We start from the raw sequence: 19,174 nt of genomic DNA on the forward strand, positions 1-19,174 counted from the left end.
GCTATCCGGTACCTGGCTGCATTCGGATAGATTGGCGGCCTGGCCTCAGAGAGGCACGACCTTGCCTTCGGCCAGCGTCACCCGCCGGTCCATGCGACCGGCGAGCTCGTGGTTGTGGGTGGCGATCAGCGCCGCCAGGCCCGACTGCCTGACCAGCGCCTCCAACGCATCGAACACATAAGACGCCGTCGTCGGATCGAGATTGCCGGTGGGCTCGTCGGCCAGAAGCACCAGCGGCGCATTGGCGACCGCGCGGGCAATGGCAACACGCTGCTGCTCGCCGCCCGAAAGCTCGGCCGGCCGGTGCTGCGCGCGCTTGCCGATCTGCATGTAGTCGAGCAGCTGTGCCGCCCGCTCCGAGGCCTCCTTGCGGGAAAGCCCCTTGATCAGCTGCGGCATCATGATGTTTTCGAGCGCCGAGAACTCCGGCAGCAGATGATGGAACTGGTAGACGAAGCCGACGTCGTTGCGGCGGATCGCGGTGCGTTCCTCGTCCGACAGCCGGCCGCAAGCGCGGCCGGCGAGAATCACGTCGCCGCCGTCGGGCCGCTCGAGCAGGCCGGCCGTGTGCAAAAGGGTCGACTTGCCCGTGCCCGACGGCGCAACCAGCGCCACCATCTCACCACGCCGCAGCGAAAAATCGGCGCCGTTCAAAATGGTGAGCTTGCGCGGCCCCTGGACATAGTGCCGCTCGACGCCCTTCAACTCGATAATGGCCTCGGCCATCATTCGTACCTCAAGGCTTCGACGGGATCGAGCCGGGCGGCCCGCCAGGCCGGGAACACCGTCGCCAGGAACGACAGGGCCAGCGCCATGATCACGACATAGGTCGTCTCGCGCGGATCCATCTTGGCCGGCAGCTGGCTGAGGAAGTAGAGCTCAGGGTTGAACAGGATCCGGCCTGTCATCCAGGAGAAGAACTGGCGGATCGATTCGATGTTGATGCAGATGACGACGCCGAGCAGCACGCCGGCGATCGTGCCGGTGACGCCGATCGCCGCCCCCGTCATCAGGAAGATGCGCAGGATCGCGCCGCGCGAAGCGCCCATCGTGCGCAGGATGGCGATGTCGTGGCCCTTGTCCTTCACCAACATGATCAGGCCCGAAATGATGTTGAGCGCCGCCACCAGCACGATCAGCGTCAGGATCATGAACATGACGTTGCGCTCGACCTGAAGCGCCGAGAAGAAGGTCTCGTTGCGCTGGCGCCAGTCGACGATGTCGATTGGCCGTTGCGCCGCCTGCTCGACCAGCGGCTTCAGCGCGTCGACCTTGTCGGGATTGTCGACATAGATCTCGATGGTCTGCGCCCGCCCATCCATGTTGAAATAGAGCTGGGCTTCCGAAAACGGCATGTAGACGATGGAACTGTCATATTCCGACATGCCGACCTCGAAGATCGCGGCGACCTTGTAGCCCTTCATGCGCGGGGTAGTGCCGAGCGGCGTCACGTCGCCATCGGGAGAGATCAGGGTGATGGTGTCGCCAAGCGTGAGGCCGAGATTCTCGGCCATGCGCTTGCCGATCGCCACGCCCTCGCCGGCGTCGAAACCGTCTAGCGTGCCCTGTTTGACGTTGCTGGCGACAATCGAAATCTTGCTGAGGTCCTCGCCGCGGATGCCGCGCACCAAGGCGCCGGTACCGCCGCCGACATTGCCCTGTGCCAGCACCTGCCCGTCGATCAGCGGGATCGCATATTTGACGCCCGCGACGCCGTTGATGCGGCTGGCCACCTGGGCGTAGTCCTCAAGCGGCGAATCGAGCGGCTGCACGATGAGATGGCCGTTGACGCCGAGGATGCGGGTCAGCAGCTCGGCGCGAAATCCGTTCATCACCGCCATGACGACGATCAGGGTCGCGACGCCGAGCATGATACCGAGGAAGGAAATCGAAGCGATGACGGAGATCACCGTCTCCTTGCGGCGCGAGCGCAGGTAGCGCCACGCCACCATGCGCTCGAAGCCCGAGAAAGCGCCCGCGCCTGATCTGGCCGCTGTCGCCGCCTCGCTCATGCGGCGATACCCAGACGCTTCTTTGCCTCGGCGATCGGCAGCGTCTCGCGCTCGCCCGACTTGCGGTTCTTGATCTCGACCTCGCCGGCGGCCACGCCGCGCGGGCCGACGATCACCTGCCACGGCAGGCCGATCAGGTCGGCGGTGGCGAATTTGCCGCCCGGCCGCTGGTCGGTGTCGTCATAGAGCACGTCCTTGCCGGCGGCGTTCAGCGCGGCATAAAGCTCGTCGCAGACCCGGTCGCATTCGGTGTCTCCGACCTTCATGTTGATCAAGCCGATGTCGAAAGGCGCCACGGCTTCCGGCCAGATGATGCCGTTCTCGTCATGGCTCGCCTCGATGATCGCCGCGACCAGCCGTGACGGACCAATGCCATAGGAGCCGCCCGAAGCGTAATGGTCCTTGCCGTCGGCGCCTGTCACCTTGGCGTTCATCGGCTTCGAATATTTCTCGCCGAAATGGAAGATGTGGCCGACCTCGATACCGCGCGCCGAGAGCCGGTCGCCTTCGGAAACCTTCTCCCAGGCCGCTTCGTCATGCATTTCATCGGTGGCGGCGTAAGGCGTCGTCCATTTCTTCACGATGTCGCCGATCTCGGCATCGTTGGAGAAGTCGGTGCCGGCGCCCGGCACGTCGAGCGCAAGGTAAGCGCGGTCGCAGAACACCTGGCTCTCGCCGGTTTCGGCCAGGATGATGAATTCATGGCTGAGGTCGCCGCCGATCGGGCCGGTGTCGGCGCGCATCGGAATGGCCTGCAGGCCCATGCGCGTGAACGTCCTCAGATAGGAGACGAACATGCGGTTATAAGCCGCCCTCGCACCCTCGAAATCGAGGTCGAAGGAATAGGCGTCCTTCATCAGGAACTCTCTGCTGCGCATGACGCCGAAACGCGGACGCACCTCGTCGCGGAACTTCCACTGGATGTGGTAGAGGTTCAGCGGCAAATCCTTGTAGGATTTCACGTAGGCGCGGAAAATCTCGGTGACCATCTCCTCATTGGTCGGGCCGTAGAGCATGTCGCGGTCCTGGCGATCCTTGATGCGCAGCATCTCCTTGCCGTAGTCGTTGTAACGGCCGCTTTCGCGCCACAGATCCGCCGACTGGATGGTCGGCATCAGGATTTCCAGCGCGCCCGCGCGGTTCTGCTCCTCGCGGATGATCTGGCAGACCTTGTCCAACACTCGCTTGCCCAGCGGCAGCCACGAAAAGCTGCCCTGCCCCTGCTGGCGGATCATGCCGGCGCGCAGCATCAGCCGGTGCGAGACGATTTCGGCCTCGCGGGGATTTTCTTTGAGAATGGGCAGGAAATAGCGCGACAAACGCATGGACTGGTCCGTGAATGAAAAATGACGCGCGGGAATCGGCGCGAAAGGGCTGCTTGCCCGGGCTTCATAGCCATTTCATGGCCGAATGGGAACCCGAGTGCCCCAAAGTATCGGGCCTACTGCGCCTTGCCAAAAAGGGCGATTTTGACGGCAAAGTGCCGCAAATGGCTATTTGATCGATTCACAAGCAAGCCCTGCCGCACTATTGTGCAGTGCAGCACGATATTGCCCGTTTCCGGGCAAAATTCTTCGTGACATTTTCACCTGCCTTGGTCTAGTGTGCGCCGATAACCGAGAGGGCGGAGAAAAATCTGCTCTCCTACGCGGTCAAAGTCTTGGGAGGATGCGATCTAGGCGCGGTAACTCGCTGCCGCCGGACACCGGAAACGGATCGGACGCGTTTAAATTGCAAGGCCTCGTGCCTTGCATTTTTTTTGTGCAATCATCTGCTTAGCACCACCATCGGCCAAAGACCTGATCATCGCAAAGTCGCCGAAATCGGAAGCCGGCTTCCGATTTCAACCTTGGCGCGCGTAATCCTGCTCAATACTTGCGGAAACTGTATTGTCAGCCTTGGTGACTGGCATTCGGACCAAAGTCCGGCATGATCCGCATGATGTCGTTGAAGCTGAATCCCAGCCCCATCGTCAGGCCATAGAGAATGCCCATGACGATCACCGTCACGATCGTCGCGCGCAGGAACGCGCGCAGCATATGCGGCCCGCGTGGCGCGCTGGAGACGGTACCCAGCGTGACGTCCTGGTCGTCGTCCTGGGTGCGCAGGCTGAACGGAAGAACGACGAACAGCACCAGCCACCAGGTGACGAAGAACAGCGCGCAGAACAGGATCCAGTTCATGCCTGCTCCAATTCGACCAGCGTGCCGAAGAAATCCTTGGGATGCAGGAACAGCACCGGCTTGCCATGCGCGCCGATCTTCGGGTTGCCGTCGCCCAGCACGCGCGCGCCGCTTGCCTTCAAATGGTCGCGGGCAGCCAGGATATCGTCGACCTCGTAGCAGACATGGTGCATGCCGCCCGAAGGATTCTTCTCGAGGAATGCCGCGATGGGCGAGGCTTCACCCAGCGGCTCCAGCAACTCGATCTTGGTGTTGCCGACATCGACGAACACGACGGTCACGCCATGCTCCGGCAGCGCCTGCTGCGCGCTCAATCGCGCGCCCAGCGTATCGCGATAGGCGGCCATCGCCGCGGCCAGATCCGGCACGGCAAGCGCGACATGGTTGAGGCGTCCAAGCATAAAGCGCGCTCCGTTTTTAGGGGAGTAAGGGAGTAGGGCAGTAAGGGAGTAGGGAAAAACAAGGCACAAGAAGTAACCACTCGTCCTTCCCTACTCCCCTACTGCCTTACTCCCCTACTCCCCTGTTCGTCACCGCGTGACGAACACCGTCACCAGCGGCTTCTTGCCCCAGGCTTCGTTGGCGGCGGCGCGCACGGCGCGACGCACCGCCTCCTGCACCAGATCGAGGTCCTTCCGGCGCTGGCGCGGGATGGAGTCCACCGCGCCGACCGCCGCATCGAGCATCAGGTCTTCCAGCGTCTCGCCGCTGGCATCCGCCTCGGCCACGCCGATCGCCACCAGGTCGGGGTCGCCGGCAAGCTCATATTTGTCGTCGAGCACGACATTGACCGCGACATGGCCGGCGAAGGAGAGCTTGCGCCGGTCGCGTATGCCCATCGCCTGGTCGGTGCCGATCAGATTGCCATCCTTGTAGAGCCGGCCGAACGGCACCTGGTCGATAATCGTCGCCGGGCCGGGCCAGAGCCGAAGCATGTCGCCGTCGCGCACCTGCGCCACCTGGCCGATGCCCGACATCGACATCAGTGAGCCCTGCGCCACCAGATGCGCCGCCTCGCCGTGCACGGGAACGCCGATCTGCGGCCGCACCCATTCATACATCTTGCGCAATTCGCTGCGGCGCGGATGGCCGGAGACATGCACCAGCGCGTCGCCATCCTCGATGATCTTCATGCCGAGATCAATCAGCCGGTTCTTGATCTCCAGGATCGCCTTTTCGTTGCCGGGAATGGTGCGCGAGGAAAACACAACCGTATCGCCGGCCGTCAGCGCCACCGACTTCATCTCGTCGCGTGACAGCTTGGCCAGCGCCGCCAGCGGCTCGCCCTGGCTGCCGGTGCAGATGATTACCAGGTTCTCGCGCGGAATATAGCCATAGTCTTCCTCGGCGATGAACTCCGGCAGCCCGTCCATATAGCCGAGCTCGCCCGCCACATCGATGACGCGCTTCAGCGAGCGGCCGAGCACCAGGCACTGCCGGCCGGCATCGCGCGCCGCGCGCGCGATCGAAACGATGCGCCCGACATTGGAGGAGAAGGTGGTGACAGCAACGCGCCCTTTCGCGCTCTCGATGACGCCCTTGAGGCCTTCGCCGACCGCCACTTCCGACGGCGACTCCCCTTCCCGCAGCGCGTTGGTGGAATCGCAGATCAGCGCCAGCACCCCCTTGTCGCCATAGGCGCGGAAACGCGCCTCGTCGGTCTTCGGGCCGATCGTCGGCGCCGGGTCGATCTTCCAGTCGCCGGTGTGGATCAGGGTGCCGGCGGGCGTGGTGATCGCCAGCGACATCGGCTCGGGGATCGAATGCGCCACCGGAATGGCCTCGATCTCGAACGGGCCTACCGTAAACTTTTCGCCGGCCCGGTAGATCGACGCCGGGATCTTCGGCGCGTTCTGCTCGCCCTGCCGCTTTGCTTCGAGCAGGCCGGCGGTGAACGGCGTCACCCACACCGGCGCCTTCAGCTTTGGCCAGATGTCGAGCAGCGCGCCGTAATGGTCCTCATGCGCATGGGTGATGACGATGCCGCGCAGGCCGTCGAGGTTCTCCTCGATGAAGCGCGTGTCAGGCAGGATGAGATCGACGCCCGGATGCGCTGAATCCGGAAAGGTGACGCCGACATCGACGATGATCCACTCCCGTGCGTCGGCGGGCCCATAGCCGTAAAGGGCGAAGTTCATGCCAATCTCGCCGACGCCGCCCAGCGGCGCGAAGACGAGTTCGGCGTTTTCCTTATTCGCCATTAATTTCTTTCCTTCCTGGCGTCTCAGGCCAAGTCAATCGAGCAATTCCGGGAAGAGTGTCTAACGGCTTTCCGTCCGGAATTGCGCAAAAACAGAATTATACGCGCGCCGAAGCGACCGCACCGAAATGCACGTCGCCGGCCGCGATCGTCAGTACCGATCCCTCATCGTCGCGGATCACGAAACGGCAGTCCTCGTCAATGGTTTCGAAGACGCCGCGCACCACGTTGCCGTCAATTCTGACAGCAACCTCACCGCCAAGCCCCGCCGCGCGGGCAAGCCAGCGCTTGCGGATGGCATTGAGCCCGCGGCCGTCGTCCCACATCCGGGCATTCTCGCTCCAGGCGTCCGAAAGCGCCAGGAACAGCGTCTCGGCATCGCAATTGGCGCCCAGCGCCTGCAGCGATGTCGCCGGATAAGGCAAATCCTCAGGATAAGCCACGACATTGACGCCGATGCCGATGGCGACGGCAAAGCGGCCGCCTTCCAGCATCGCCGATTCCAGCAGGATGCCGGCAAGCTTGGCGCCCGACGCCAGCACGTCATTCGGCCATTTCAGCTCGAAGCGGTTGCGGCCCTGGCTTGCGCCATCCAGGGCAACGGCGATCCGGCCTTTCGGCACGACGGCATCCAGCGCGTCGGCAAGCGCGAGGCCCGCAACGAACCCAAGCGTCGCGGCTAGTCGCAACTCGCCGCCGGGTACCAGGAGCAGCGTTGCCGCGAGATTGCCTTCCGGCGTCGCCCAGGCGCGACCACGCCTTCCGCGGCCGCTTTCCTGTTTCTTCGAGACGACCCACAGTTTTCCCGGATCGCCCGCGCGCGCATGCTCCAGCGCCAGAGCGTTGGTGGAGCCGACGCTGTCATGGGCCTCGAGCCGGAACCCCTCCGACGCCGCGGTTGGAGCCAGCCGAAACGCCATCCCGTCAGAAGAAGGTCTTGGCCGCGGCTTCGGCGTAGCTGCCGATCGGTCCACCGATCAGCACGTAGAACAGCACGAAGGCGCCGCTGACGCCGAGCACGAGGCGCAGCTCGCTGGCCATCGGCACGAAGCCGCCGACCGGCTCGTCGAACCACATGATCTTGATGATGCGCAGGTAGTAGTAGGCGCCCACCACCGAGGCCAGCACGCCGATGATCGCCAGCGCGTAGAGATGCGCGTTGATGGCGGCGAGGAACACGTACCACTTCCCCCAGAAACCCGCGAGCGGCGGAATGCCGGCCAGCGAGAACATCAGGATGGTGAGGATGGTGGCCATGATCGGGTTGGTCGAGGCAAGGCCGGCGAGATCGCTGATCTGCTCGACATTGCCTTCCTTGCGCCGCATGGCGAGGATGAAGGCGAAGGTGCCGAGCGTCATCACCAGATAGATCAGCATGTAGATGGCGACGCCGCGCACGCCCGCCTGGCTGTTGGCGGCAAGGCCGACCAGCGCGTAGCCCATATGGCCGATCGAGGAATAGGCCATCAGGCGCTTGATGTTGGTCTGCCCGATGGCCGCAAAAGCGCCGAGCGCCATCGAGGCGATCGAGATGAAGACCACGATCTGCTGCCAGTCCGAAGCGATCGGCTTGAAAGCACCCATGGTGACGCGCACGATCAGCGCCATCGCCGCCATCTTCGGGGCCGCCGCCAGGAAGGCGGTAATCGGCGTCGGCGCGCCCTCATAGACGTCCGGCGTCCACATATGGAACGGCACGGCCGAGATCTTGAAGGCGAGGCCCGCAAGCACGAACACCAGCCCGAAGACGAGGCCGAGCTGGCGCTGGCCACTGCCCAGGGCTGTCGCGATCTCGTGGAACCCGGTGTTGCCGGTGTAACCATAGACGAGGCTGATGCCGTAGAGCAGCATGCCCGACGAAAGCGCGCCGAGGACGAAGTATTTCAGGCCTGCCTCGGTCGAGCGCAGATTATCGCGGTTGATCGCGGCCAGCACATAGATCGCCAGCGACTGCAGCTCGAGGCCGAGATAAAGCCCGATCATGCCGTTGGCCGAGATCATCAGCAGCATGCCGAGGGTGCAGAGCAGGATAAGCACCGGGAATTCGAACTTGTCGAAATGTTCCTGGCGCGCAAAGCGCATCGACATCACCAGCGAAACCGCCGAGCCGATCAGCGCCAGCATCTTCATGAAGGCGCTGAAGGGATCCTGCACGAAGGCGCCGCCATAGGCCGCGCCCTGCCCGCCTGAGAAGGCAAGCCAGAGACCTGCCACCGCCAGCACGACGACGGCCAGGCCGGTGACGGTCATGGTGTTGTTGGAGCGCGAATAGGCTCCGATCATCAGGAGCACCAGCGCGCCGACGGCCAGGATCAGTTCCGGCGTCGACAGCGAAAGACTGGAGAGAAGGTCCGGCGTCATGGTCTATTCCCCAGTCAGTTCGCCGCCGCGGTCTGCGCGGAATTGATCGATGCGGTGACGTTGGTGACGAGCGTCTTGACCGATTGGGCGGTCGCGTCGAACACCGGCGCCGGGTAGACGCCGAAGAAGATGACCAGCACCACCAGCGGATAGATGATCGCTTTCTCGCGCGGCGACAGATCGAGCAGGTTCTTCAGGCTGTCCTTGGTCAGCGCCCCGAAGATCACCCGGCGATAGAGCCACAGCGCGTAGGCAGCCGACAGGATGACCCCGGTGGCTGCAAAGAACGCTACCCAGGTGTTGACCCTGAACACGCCGAGCATGGTCAGGAACTCACCGATGAAGCCGCTGGTGCCCGGAAGGCCGACATTGGCCATGGTGAACACCATGAACACGGTGGCGTATTTCGGCATGTTGTTGACCAGGCCGCCATAAGCGTCGATCTCGCGCGTATGCATGCGGTCATAGACGACGCCGACGCACAGGAACAGCGCGCCGGAGACGAGGCCGTGGCTGAGCATCTGGAAGATCGCGCCCTGCACGCCTTCCTGGTTCATCGCGAAGATGCCCATGGTGACGAAGCCCATATGCGCGACGGATGAATAGGCGATCAGCTTCTTCATGTCCTCCTGCATCAGCGCCACCAGCGAGGTGTAGATGATGGCGACGACGGAGAGCGTGAACACCAGCGGCGCGAACATCGCCGACGCTTCCGGGAACATCGGCAGCGAGAAACGCAGGAAGCCGTACCCGCCCATCTTCAGGAGGATGGCGGCCAGGATCACCGAGCCTGCCGTCGGCGCCTCGACGTGAGCGTCCGGCAGCCAGGTGTGCACCGGCCACATCGGCATCTTCACCGCGAAGGAGGCGAAGAAGGCGAGCCACAGCCAGGTCTGCATGCTGGCCGGGAAGTAATGCGTTAGAAGCGTCGGTATGTCGGTGGTGCCCGATTGGAAGAACATCGCCATGATGGCGAGCAGCATCAGCACCGAGCCGGCGAGCGTATAGAGGAAGAACTTGAACGAGGCATAGACGCGCCGCTTGCCGCCCCACACGCCGATGATGATGAACATCGGGATCAGGCCGGCCTCGAAGAAGACGTAGAACAGCACGATGTCGAGCGCGCAGAACACGCCGATCATCAGCGTTTCGAGGATCAGGAAGGCGATCATATAGGCCTTGACCCGCTTCTCGATCGCGTCCCAGGACGCGAGGATGGAAAGCGGCATCAGGAAGGTGGTCAGGATGACGAAGAGCATCGAAATGCCGTCGACGCCCATGTGGTAGGAGATGCCCGAATCCAGCCAGGCGTGCTTCTCGACGAACTGGAAGCCGGCCTGCGAATTGTCGAAGCCCGTCCAGATGAACAGCGACACCACGAAGGTGAACGCCGTCGTGATGAAGGCGATCGCACGGATGTTGCGGCGCGCGTTTTCGCTGTCGTCGCTGATGAACAGGATGAGCAGAACACCAACCAGCGGCAGGAAGGTGACCAGCGAGAGGATTGGCCAGTCGGTCATCAGAGCATCATCCAGGTGACGAGAGCGGCCACGCCGATCAGCATGGCGAAGGCATAATGGTAGAGATAGCCGGTCTGCAGCTTGACGACCCGGTTGGTGACGTCGACGACGCGCGCCGAGATGCCGTCCGGGCCGATCCCGTCGATGATCGTGCCGTCACCGGTCTTCCACAGGAACCTGCCGAGGCGCTTGGCCGGCTGCACCAACAGGAGGTCGTATAGCTCGTCGAAATACCACTTGTTGAGCAGGAAGGCGTAGAGCAGGCGGTGGTTGGCGGCGACGCTGCGAGGTAGTTCCGGCGAGCGGATGTAGAACTTCCAGGCAACCGCAAGTCCGATCACCATGGCGACGAACGGCGCCAGTTCCACCCAGAGCGGCAGTTCGTGGATCTCGTGCAGGATGTGATTGTCCGGCAGCGTGAACAGCGACGCCTTCCAGAATTCGGCATAGCCCTCGCCGATGAAGGCGCCGTGGAAGATGATGCCCGCGAACAGTGCGCCGGCAGCGAGCACATAGAGCGGCACCAGCATCACCGGCGGCGATTCATGGACATGATGCATGACCTCGTGGCTGGCGCGCGGCTCGCCGTGGAAGGTCATGAAGATCAGCCGCCATGAGTAGAAGCTGGTGAAGCAGGCGGCGACCACAAGCAGGATGAAGGCGAAGGCGGCGACCGCATTGTGGCTGGCGAAGGAGGTTGCGATGATGGCGTCCTTGGAGAAGAAGCCGGCGGTGCCGATCACCGTTGCCGGGATGCCGACGCCGGTCAGCGCCAGCGTGCCGACGATCATCATCCAGTAGGTCTTGGGGATGAGCGTCCTCAACCCACCCATTTTGCGCATGTCCTGCTCGTCGGACACGGCATGAATGACCGAGCCGGAGCCGAGGAACAGCAACGCCTTGAAGAAGGCGTGCGTGAACAAATGGAAGATCGCCGCGCCATAAGCGCCGACGCCCAGCGCCACGAACATGTAGCCCAGTTGCGAGCAGGTCGAATAGGCGATGACGCGCTTGATGTCGTTCTGGACGAGACCAACCGTCGCCGCGAAGAAGGCGGTGAAGGCGCCGATGAAGGTGACCACGGTCAGCGCTGTGTGCGACAGCTCGAACAGCGGCGACAGCCTCGCCAGCATGAACACGCCCGCCGTCACCATGGTCGCGGCATGGATGAGCGCGGAGACCGGCGTCGGGCCTTCCATCGCGTCCGGCAGCCAGGTGTGCAACGGCACCTGCGCCGACTTGCCCATGGCGCCCATGAAGAGCAGCAGGCAGACCACGGTCAGCGCCGTCTGCTTGTCGAGCGCATGACCGAGGAAAGTGAGCACCGCCGCACCCGCCGGCGCGCCTTCGGCCGGCAGGAACGATGCGGCATTGGCGAAAACGGTGCTGAGATTGATCGAGCCGAACAGCACGAACACGCCGAAGATGCCGAGCGCGAAGCCGAAATCGCCGACGCGGTTGACGACGAAGGCCTTGATCGCCGCGGCATTGGCCGACGGCTTCTTGTACCAGAAGCCAATCAGCAGATAGGAGGCGAGGCCGACACCTTCCCAACCGAAGAACATCTGGATGAGGTTGTCGGCCGTCACCAGCATCAGCATGGCGAAGGTGAACAGCGACAAATAGGCGAAAAAGCGCGGCCGGTTCGGATCGTGGTGCATGTAGCCGATCGAATAGATATGAACCAGCGCCGACACGGTGTTGACGACGACCAGCATCACCACCGTCAGCGTGTCGATCCTGAGCGCCCAGGAGGCATCGATGCCGCCCGACTGGATCCAGCGCAGCACCGGCACGGTGAACACCTCACCATGGCCGAAGCCGACGGTGAAGAAGGCAATCCACGACAGGATCGCCGCGATCACCAGGAAGCCGGAGGTGATGTATTCGGAAGCCTTGGCGCCGAGCGAATTGCCAAACAGGCCGACAATCAGGAAGCCAAGCAGCGGAAGGAAGACGATAGCCTGATACATGATGGTTCCCGTCAACCCTTCATTGTGCTCACGTCTTCGACCGCGATCGAACCGCGGTTGCGGAAGAAGACGACAAGAATGGCAAGGCCGATCGCGGCTTCAGCGGCCGCGACCGTCAGCACAAACAGGGCGAAGACCTGTCCGACGAGGTCATGCAGCGCCGCCGAAAAAGCGACGAAGTTGATGTTGACCGCAAGCAGGATGAGTTCGACCGACATCAGGATGACGATGATGTTGCGGCGATTCAGGAAGATGCCGAACACGCCGAGCGTGAACAGGATCGCCGATACGGTCAGATAGTGTGCAATGCCGACGACCATTTCAGATGCCCTCGCCCGATTTGACCTTGCGGATTTCCATGCCCGTCGCCGGCGTGCGGGCGACCTGGGCGGCGATCGACTGCCGCTTGACGCCTTCCTTGTGGCGCAGCGTCAGCACGATGGCGCCGATCATGGCGACCAGCAGCACCAGGCCGGAAATCTGGAAGTAATAGAGGTAGTCCGTATAGAGGATGTCGCCGAGCGCCGCCGTGTTGGAGCGCGCGGCAAGATCCGGCGTCGCCTTGGCGACCGTCGAGGCGAGCTGCGGCGCGAAGGTGTAGCCGCCGAGCACGACAATAAGCTCCGCCGCCAGGATCAACCCAACCATCGCGCCGATCGGCGCATATTGCAGGGCGCCCTGCTTCATCTCGGCGAAGTCCACGTCGAGCATCATGACGACGAACAGGAAGAGCACCATCACTGCGCCGACATAGACGACCAGCAGGATCATCGCCAGGAACTCGGCGCCGGTCAGCATGAACAGGCCGGCTGCGTTGAAGAAGGTGAGGATCAGGAACAGCACGGAATGCACGGGGTTGCGCGACGAAATGACCATGAAGGCCGACGCCACGGCGATAAAGGCGAAGAGGTAGAAGAAGGCCGCCTCTAATCCAGTCAGCATGGGATTCCCCGGGTTCAAAATTCCGACTCCGACCCGCCTCCGGTTCGAAACCGCGTGTTCCTTAGACGGACGACGTTGCGCCGTCCACTTTCTTGTTCCTTCTCCCCGTTTACGGGAGAAGGTGGTCCGAAGGGCCGGATGAGGGATAAGGCCAAGTTTCCAGAAGCTGGCGCCGCCCCTCATCTGCCTGCCGGCATCTTCTCCCCGCAAACGGGGAGAAGCCCACTAATCACCTATACGGCGCGTCCAGCGCGATATTGCGCGCCAGTTCCCGCTCCCAGCGATCGCCGTTCGCGAGCAGCTTTTCCTTGTTGTAGTAGAGTTCCTCGCGCGTCTCGGTCGCGAATTCGAAATTCGGGCCCTCGACGATAGCGTCGACTGGGCAGGCTTCCTGGCAGAAGCCGCAATAGATGCATTTCACCATATCGATGTCGTAGCGCACCGTGCGGCGCGTGCCGTCGTTGCGGCGCGGTCCGGCCTCGATGGTGATGGCCTGCGCTGGGCAGATCGCCTCGCAAAGCTTGCAGGCGATGCAGCGTTCCTCGCCGTTCGGATAACGGCGCAGCGCATGCTCGCCACGGAAGCGCGGGCTGGTCGGCCCTTTTTCGTGCGGATAGTTGATCGTTTCCTTCGGTGCGAAGAATTGGCGCATCGACAGGAAGAAGGCGCCGACGAAATCCTTCAGCAGCAGCGACTTTGCGGCTTGGGCCAGAGCGGACATCACGCAAACCCCGTGATCTTGAGGAAGGCCGCGGTGGCCACGACCATGAACAGCGAGATCGGCAGGAAGACCTTCCAGCCCAGCCGCATCAGCTGGTCGTAGCGGTAGCGCGGCACAAAAGCCTTTACCATCGAGAACATGAAGAACATCAGGCAGATCTTCAGCACGAACCAGATAACACCCGGTACCCAGGTGAAGGGCGCGAAGTTGAACGGCGGCAGCCAGCCGCCGAGGAACAGGATGGACGCCAGCGCGCACATCAGGACGACGGCGACATACTCGCCGAGGAAGAAGAGCAGGAATGGCGTCGACGAATATTCAACCATATGGCCGGCGACGAGTTCCGATTCCGCCTCCACCAGGTCGAAGGGCGGGCGGTTCGTCTCGGCAAGCGCCGAGATGAAGAAGATCACGAACATCGGCAGCAGCGACAGCCAGTGCCAGTCGAGGAAGGTGTTGGGCAGGCCGAGCCGCGTGCCAAGACCATCCTGCTGCGACATGACGATGTCGGAGAGGTTGAGCGAGCCGACGGTGAGCAGCACGGTGACGATGACGAAGCCGATCGAGACTTCGTAGGACACCATCTGCGCGGCCGAGCGCAGCGCACCGAGGAACGGATATTTGGAATTCGACGCCCAGCCGCCCATGATCACGCCATAGACCTCGAGCGAGGAGATGGCGAAGACATAGAGGATGCCGACATTGATGTTGGCGATCGCCCAGCCCTCATTGACCGGGATGACCGCCCAGGCCGAAATCGCCAGCACCGCCGATACCAGCGGCGCCAGGAGGAACACGCCCTTGTTGGCGCCCGACGGGATCACCGGCTCCTTGAAGACGAATTTCAGCAGGTCGGCAAAGGCCTGCAGCGTTCCCCACGGGCCGACGACGTTCGGGCCGCGACGCAGTTGCACAGCTGCCCAGATCTTGCGGTCGGCATAGAGCAGGTAAGCGACGCCGATCAGAAGCACAACGATCAGCACGACCGACTTCAACAGGATCAGCAGCGCCGGGAGCACGTAGAAGGAGAAGAAGGTTTCCATGCTTATTCCGCTGCCTGCTTGAAGCCGCTCTTGGCCAGCGCCGAGCATTCGGCCATCACGGCCGACGCCCGCGCGATCGGGTTGGTGAGATAGAAGTCCTTCACCGGAGAGGTGAAGGTTCCCTTGTTCAGCCGGCCGCCGAGCTTCGCCACCTTGGCGATGTCGTCGCCGCTGCCGGCCTGCACCTGGTCGATGCGGGCAAGATGCGGGAACTCGCCATAGAGCTTGGCGCGCAGCTGCGCCAGCGAATCGAAGGGCAGCTTCTTGCCGAGCACGTCCGACAGCGCCCGCAGGATCGCCCAGTCCTCGCGCGCCTCGCCAGGGGCGAAGCCGGCGCGGTTGGTCTGCTGCACGCGGCCTTCCGTGTTGACATAGGTGCCGGACTTTTCCGTGTAGGCGGCGGCCGGCAGGATGACGTTGGCGCGATGCGCGCCGGCATCCCCATGCGTGCCGATATAGACGACGAAGGCGCCGCCGGTCCTGGCCATGTCGATCTCGTCGGCGCCGAGCAGGAAGAGCACGTCGGTGTCGCCCAGCATGCCGGCGACGTTCTTGCCGCCCTCGCCAGGCACGAAGCCGACATCGAGGCCGCCGACGCGTGCCGCCGCATTGTGCAGCACTGCAAAGCCGTTCCAGTCGGCGGTGACCGCGTTGACGGCGGTTGCGAGCTTTGCCGCCTGGCCGAGCACGGCCGCACCGTCCCCGCGCGCCAGCGCGCCCTGGCCGACGATGATCAGCGGATGCGTGACCTTGCTCAGCACCTCGAAGAACTTGCCGTTGCCGTCCGTAAGACCCTTCAGGGATTCCGGACCGGCGCCGATCAGCTCATAGTCGTAGCGAGTGTCGCCGATCTCGCCGATCACGCCGACCGGCAGATTGCCGACGCGCCAGCGCTTGCGGATGCGGGCGTTGAGCACAGAAGCCTCGAAACGCGGATTGGCGCCGATGATCAGCACTGCGTCGGCCTGCTCGATGCCTTCGATGGTCGGGTTGAAGATGTAGCTGGCGCGGCCAAGCGAGGGATCGAGCGCAGCACCGTCCTGGCGGCAATCGATGTTCTTCGAGCCGAGAGCGCTCATCAGAAGCTTGAGCGCGTAGATTTCCTCGACGGCCGCGAGATCGCCGGCAATCGCGCCGATGCGCTCGGGCGCCGTCTTGCCCACCTCGTCCTTGATCGCGGCGAAGGCTTCAGCCCAGCTTGCGGGCGCTAGCCTGCCGTTCTTGCGCACATACGGCCGGTCGAGGCGCTGCGTGCGCAGGCCGTCCCAGATGAAGCGGGTCTTGTCGGAGATCCACTCCTCGTTCACCGCCTCGTTGACGCGCGGCAGGATGCGCATCACTTCGCGACCCCTGGAGTCGACACGGATCGCCGAGCCGACGGCGTCCATGACGTCGATCGATTCCGTCTTGGTCAGCTCCCACGGCCGCGCCTGGAAGGCGAACGGCTTGGAGGTCAGCGCGCCGACCGGACAAAGGTCGATGACATTGCCCTGCAGCTCGGAGGTCATCGCCTGTTCGAGATAGGTGGTGATCTCGGCATCCTCGCCGCGGCCGATCAGGCCGAGCTCGGAAATGCCGGCGACCTCGGTGGTGAAGCGGACGCAGCGCGTGCAGTGGATGCAGCGGTTCATCACGGTCTTGACCAACGGGCCGATATACTTGTCTTCGACCGCGCGCTTGTTCTCGTGATAGCGCGAGGAATCGACGCCGAAGGCCATCGCCTGGTCCTGCAGGTCGCACTCGCCGCCCTGATCGCAGATCGGGCAATCGAGCGGATGGTTGATCAGCAGGAACTCCATCACGCCTTCGCGGGCCTTCTTGACCATCGGCGTGTTGGTGAAGATTTCCGGCGGCTCGCCATTCGGGCCGGGGCGCAGGTCGCGCACGCCCATGGCACAGGACGCCTGCGGCTTAGGCGGGCCACCCTTCACCTCGATCAGGCACATGCGGCAATTGCCGGCGATGGACAGCCGCTCGTGGAAGCAGAAGCGCGGCACTTCCGCGCCGGCGTCCTCGGCCGCCTGCAGCAGCGTGTAATGGTCGGGTACCGTGATCTCTTTCCCGTCGACCTTTAGCTTTGCCATTCGCCTCAAACCTCTGCGGATGTCCGCAATCTCTATCTTCCGGGCGCGACTCGAACCGCGCCCGGCATGTCAATTCACTTAACCGCGGCCAGCGCCGCCGCCTGGCCAGTCCAGTCGTCGCGGCCGATGCGGCCGGCGAGCGACAGATAATCTTCCACCCAGGCGACCTCTTGCGACGTCCATGCAGCGATCTGGTCATAAGTCCAGATACCGAGACCGTTGAGCACCTTCTCCAGCTTCGGTCCAATACCCGAAATCGCTTTCAGATCCGATGGCGTCGCCGGCTTGTCGATCGCCTTCGGCTGGCGGAAATCTTCCGGCATCAGCGCGGCTGCGGCCGGCTCCTCGACGGCGTCGGCGCCGATGGCCTTTTCGGTAGCGGTCGCCGCGATGTCGGTGACGTCACGGGCGAAGGTCTGCGCCTTGGCGATCAGCGTCTCGGTCGCCTTGCGCGCCTTGGACGAGTTGGCGGCCGCTTCGTTCTGCGCCTCTAGGTCGTCGAGGAACGGCTGGAACATGCGCTGCGAGGCTTCCAGCGCGCCGGTGAACGCCCCCATCCACATACCGACGGCATGGTTGGCAAGACCGATGCCGAGCGCCGACATCGCGGCGGCGCCCGCGACCGGATGCGCCAAAAGGTTGACGGCGCTGGCCATCTCCTTCGGCATCATCTTGGTCAGGTCCTGGTTCATTTTCTCGAGTTGGTCCAAATCAGGTATGAACGGATAGGGTATCGAATACGGCGCCATAGAATTCTCCTGGTCGTTTCTTCGTATGCCCCGCCCCTGCTTTCAGTCTTGGGCCTTCGCCCATATTCAAAATCTTATTCCGCGGCCACCATCACCGGCTCGACCCGGTGGGCGTTGCGCGAAAACTCGTCGATGCGGCGTTCCACCTCGCCGCGGAAATGCCGCATCAGGCCCTGGATCGGCCAAGCTGCCGCGTCGCCCAGCGCGCAGATCGTGTGGCCCTCGACCTGCTTGGTGACGTCGAGCAGCATGTCGATCTCGCGCTTCTGCGCCTCGCCGCGCACCAGCCGCTCCATCACCCGCCACATCCAGCCGGTGCCTTCGCGGCACGGCGTACACTGGCCGCAGCTTTCGTGCTTGTAGAAGTAGGAGAGCCTGGCGATCGCCTTCACGATATCGGTCGACTTGTCCATGACGATGACAGCCGCCGTGCCGAGACCGGATTTCAGGTCGCGCAGCGCATCGAAATCCATCGGCGCGTCGATGATCTGCTCGGCCGGCACCAGCGGCACCGAAGCGCCCCCCGGAATGACCGCCAAAAGATTGTCCCAGCCGCCGCGGATGCCGCCGCAATGCGTCTCGATTAGTTCCCGGAACGGGATCGACATCGCTTCTTCGAAGGTGCACGGGTTGTTGACGTGGCCGGAGACGCAGAACAGCTTGGTGCCGGCATTGTTCGGCCGGCCGAAGGACGAGAACCAGGCAGCACCCCGACGCAGGATGGTCGGCGCCACGGCGATCGACTCGACATTGTTGACCGTCGTCGGGCAGCCATAGAGGCCGACATTGGCCGGGAATGGCGGCTTCAGCCGCGGCTGGCCCTTCTTGCCTTCCAGACTTTCGAGCAGCGCCGTCTCCTCGCCGCAGATATAAGCGCCTGCGCCGTGATGCATGTAGACGTCGAAGTCGTAGCCGGACGTGTTTCCCTTGCCGATCAGCTTGGCCGCATAGGCCTCGTCGATGGCGCGCTGCAGCGCCTCGCGCTCGCGGATGAACTCGCCGCGCACATAGATGTAGGCGGCGATCGCGCCCATGGCGAAGCCGGCGACTAGCGCGCCCTCCACCAGCGTGTGCGGGTCGTTGCGCAGGATGTCGCGGTCCTTGCAGGTCCCGGGTTCGGATTCGTCGGCGTTGATGACCAGGTAGCTCGGCCGGCCGTCGCTCTGCTTGGGCATGAACGACCATTTCAGGCCGGTCGGGAAGCCGGCGCCGCCGCGGCCGCGCAACCCGCTAGCCTTCATCTCGTTGACGATCCAGTCGCGTCCCTTGGCGATGAGGCCTGGCGTATCGTCCCAGATGCCGCGCGACTGCGCGCCGGCCAGCGACGTGTCGAAGAGGCCGTAGATGTTGGTGAAGATGCGGTCTTTGTCCTGAAGCATTTGTCGT

Annotated in this window: 17 protein-coding genes; all 17 read right to left on the reverse strand. The window is 63.4% G+C overall.

Translation table 11 applies throughout. The features are described from left to right. Window positions 1-45 precede the first annotated feature (45 nt). The 17 genes from EN869_RS15230 to nuoF all read right to left on the reverse strand — a co-directional run bounded on the left by EN869_RS15230 (window position 46) and on the right by nuoF (window position 19,167). Entirely contained in the window at window positions 46-729 is a 684-nt protein-coding gene (locus tag EN869_RS15230; RefSeq protein ID WP_189341210.1) for an ABC transporter ATP-binding protein, read from the reverse strand. Next, on the reverse strand, window positions 726-2,012 hold the full coding sequence (locus EN869_RS15235; protein ID WP_127228788.1) for a lipoprotein-releasing ABC transporter permease subunit: 1,287 nt from the start codon (window positions 2,010-2,012) through the stop codon (window positions 726-728). Before EN869_RS15235 ends, EN869_RS15230 begins: the two co-directional genes overlap by 4 nt. Beyond that, complete coding sequence (gene proS / locus EN869_RS15240; protein ID WP_127228789.1) at window positions 2,009-3,337, reverse strand: proline--tRNA ligase; 1,329 nt, start codon at window positions 3,335-3,337, stop codon at window positions 2,009-2,011. Before proS ends, EN869_RS15235 begins: the two co-directional genes overlap by 4 nt. A gap of 567 nt (window positions 3,338-3,904) precedes the next feature. After that, window positions 3,905-4,195 (reverse strand): DUF1467 family protein, encoded by a 291-nt coding sequence (locus EN869_RS15245; protein ID WP_127228790.1) that lies wholly within the window; start codon window positions 4,193-4,195, stop codon window positions 3,905-3,907. Next, complete coding sequence (mce, locus tag EN869_RS15250; RefSeq protein WP_127228791.1) at window positions 4,192-4,596, reverse strand: methylmalonyl-CoA epimerase; 405 nt, start codon at window positions 4,594-4,596, stop codon at window positions 4,192-4,194. The genes EN869_RS15245 and mce overlap by 4 nt, the downstream gene beginning before the upstream one ends. A gap of 129 nt (window positions 4,597-4,725) precedes the next feature. After that, a complete protein-coding gene (locus EN869_RS15255) occupies window positions 4,726-6,396 on the reverse strand; it encodes a ribonuclease J (protein WP_127228792.1) in 1,671 nt (556 codons plus the stop codon). Window positions 6,397-6,493: 97 nt separating this feature from the next. After that, a complete protein-coding gene (locus EN869_RS15260; RefSeq protein ID WP_127228793.1) occupies window positions 6,494-7,315 on the reverse strand; it encodes a biotin--[acetyl-CoA-carboxylase] ligase in 822 nt (273 codons plus the stop codon). A gap of 4 nt (window positions 7,316-7,319) precedes the next feature. After that, entirely contained in the window at window positions 7,320-8,756 is a 1,437-nt protein-coding gene (gene nuoN / locus EN869_RS15265) for an NADH-quinone oxidoreductase subunit NuoN (protein ID WP_127228794.1), read from the reverse strand. 14 nt (window positions 8,757-8,770) lie between these two features. Next, window positions 8,771-10,276: an NADH-quinone oxidoreductase subunit M gene (locus tag EN869_RS15270; protein WP_127228795.1), complete on the reverse strand. Its 1,506-nt coding sequence runs from the start codon at window positions 10,274-10,276 to the stop codon at window positions 8,771-8,773. Continuing rightward, window positions 10,276-12,249, reverse strand: coding sequence for an NADH-quinone oxidoreductase subunit L (gene nuoL, locus EN869_RS15275; protein WP_127228796.1), 1,974 nt, complete (start codon window positions 12,247-12,249; stop codon window positions 10,276-10,278). The genes EN869_RS15270 and nuoL overlap by 1 nt, the downstream gene beginning before the upstream one ends. An 11-nt stretch (window positions 12,250-12,260) precedes the next feature. After that, window positions 12,261-12,569: an NADH-quinone oxidoreductase subunit NuoK gene (gene nuoK, locus EN869_RS15280; RefSeq protein ID WP_127228797.1), complete on the reverse strand. Its 309-nt coding sequence runs from the start codon at window positions 12,567-12,569 to the stop codon at window positions 12,261-12,263. A 1-nt stretch (window position 12,570) separates the two neighbouring features. Next, the gene (locus EN869_RS15285) at window positions 12,571-13,191 is read right to left on the reverse strand and encodes an NADH-quinone oxidoreductase subunit J (protein ID WP_127228798.1); all 621 of its coding nucleotides are present in this window, start codon (window positions 13,189-13,191) and stop codon (window positions 12,571-12,573) included. Window positions 13,192-13,420: 229 nt separating this feature from the next. Beyond that, on the reverse strand, window positions 13,421-13,912 hold the full coding sequence (gene nuoI, locus EN869_RS15290) for an NADH-quinone oxidoreductase subunit NuoI (protein WP_127228799.1): 492 nt from the start codon (window positions 13,910-13,912) through the stop codon (window positions 13,421-13,423). Next, window positions 13,912-14,955 carry an NADH-quinone oxidoreductase subunit NuoH gene (nuoH, locus tag EN869_RS15295; protein WP_127228800.1) on the reverse strand — a complete coding sequence of 348 codons (1,044 nt, stop codon included), beginning with the start codon at window positions 14,953-14,955 and terminating at the stop codon, window positions 13,912-13,914. Before nuoH ends, nuoI begins: the two co-directional genes overlap by 1 nt. Window positions 14,956-14,957: 2 nt before the next feature. Continuing rightward, a complete protein-coding gene (gene nuoG / locus EN869_RS15300) occupies window positions 14,958-17,039 on the reverse strand; it encodes an NADH-quinone oxidoreductase subunit NuoG (protein WP_127228801.1) in 2,082 nt (693 codons plus the stop codon). A 74-nt stretch (window positions 17,040-17,113) separates the two neighbouring features. Further along, window positions 17,114-17,788 (reverse strand): NADH-ubiquinone dehydrogenase, encoded by a 675-nt coding sequence (locus EN869_RS15305; RefSeq protein ID WP_127228802.1) that lies wholly within the window; start codon window positions 17,786-17,788, stop codon window positions 17,114-17,116. 74 nt (window positions 17,789-17,862) lie between these two features. After that, a complete protein-coding gene (nuoF, locus tag EN869_RS15310; protein ID WP_127228803.1) occupies window positions 17,863-19,167 on the reverse strand; it encodes an NADH-quinone oxidoreductase subunit NuoF in 1,305 nt (434 codons plus the stop codon). Window positions 19,168-19,174 lie beyond the last annotated feature (7 nt).

Source organism: Mesorhizobium sp. M2D.F.Ca.ET.226.01.1.1, assembly GCF_004022705.2.
GTDB lineage: Bacteria > Pseudomonadota > Alphaproteobacteria > Rhizobiales > Rhizobiaceae > Mesorhizobium.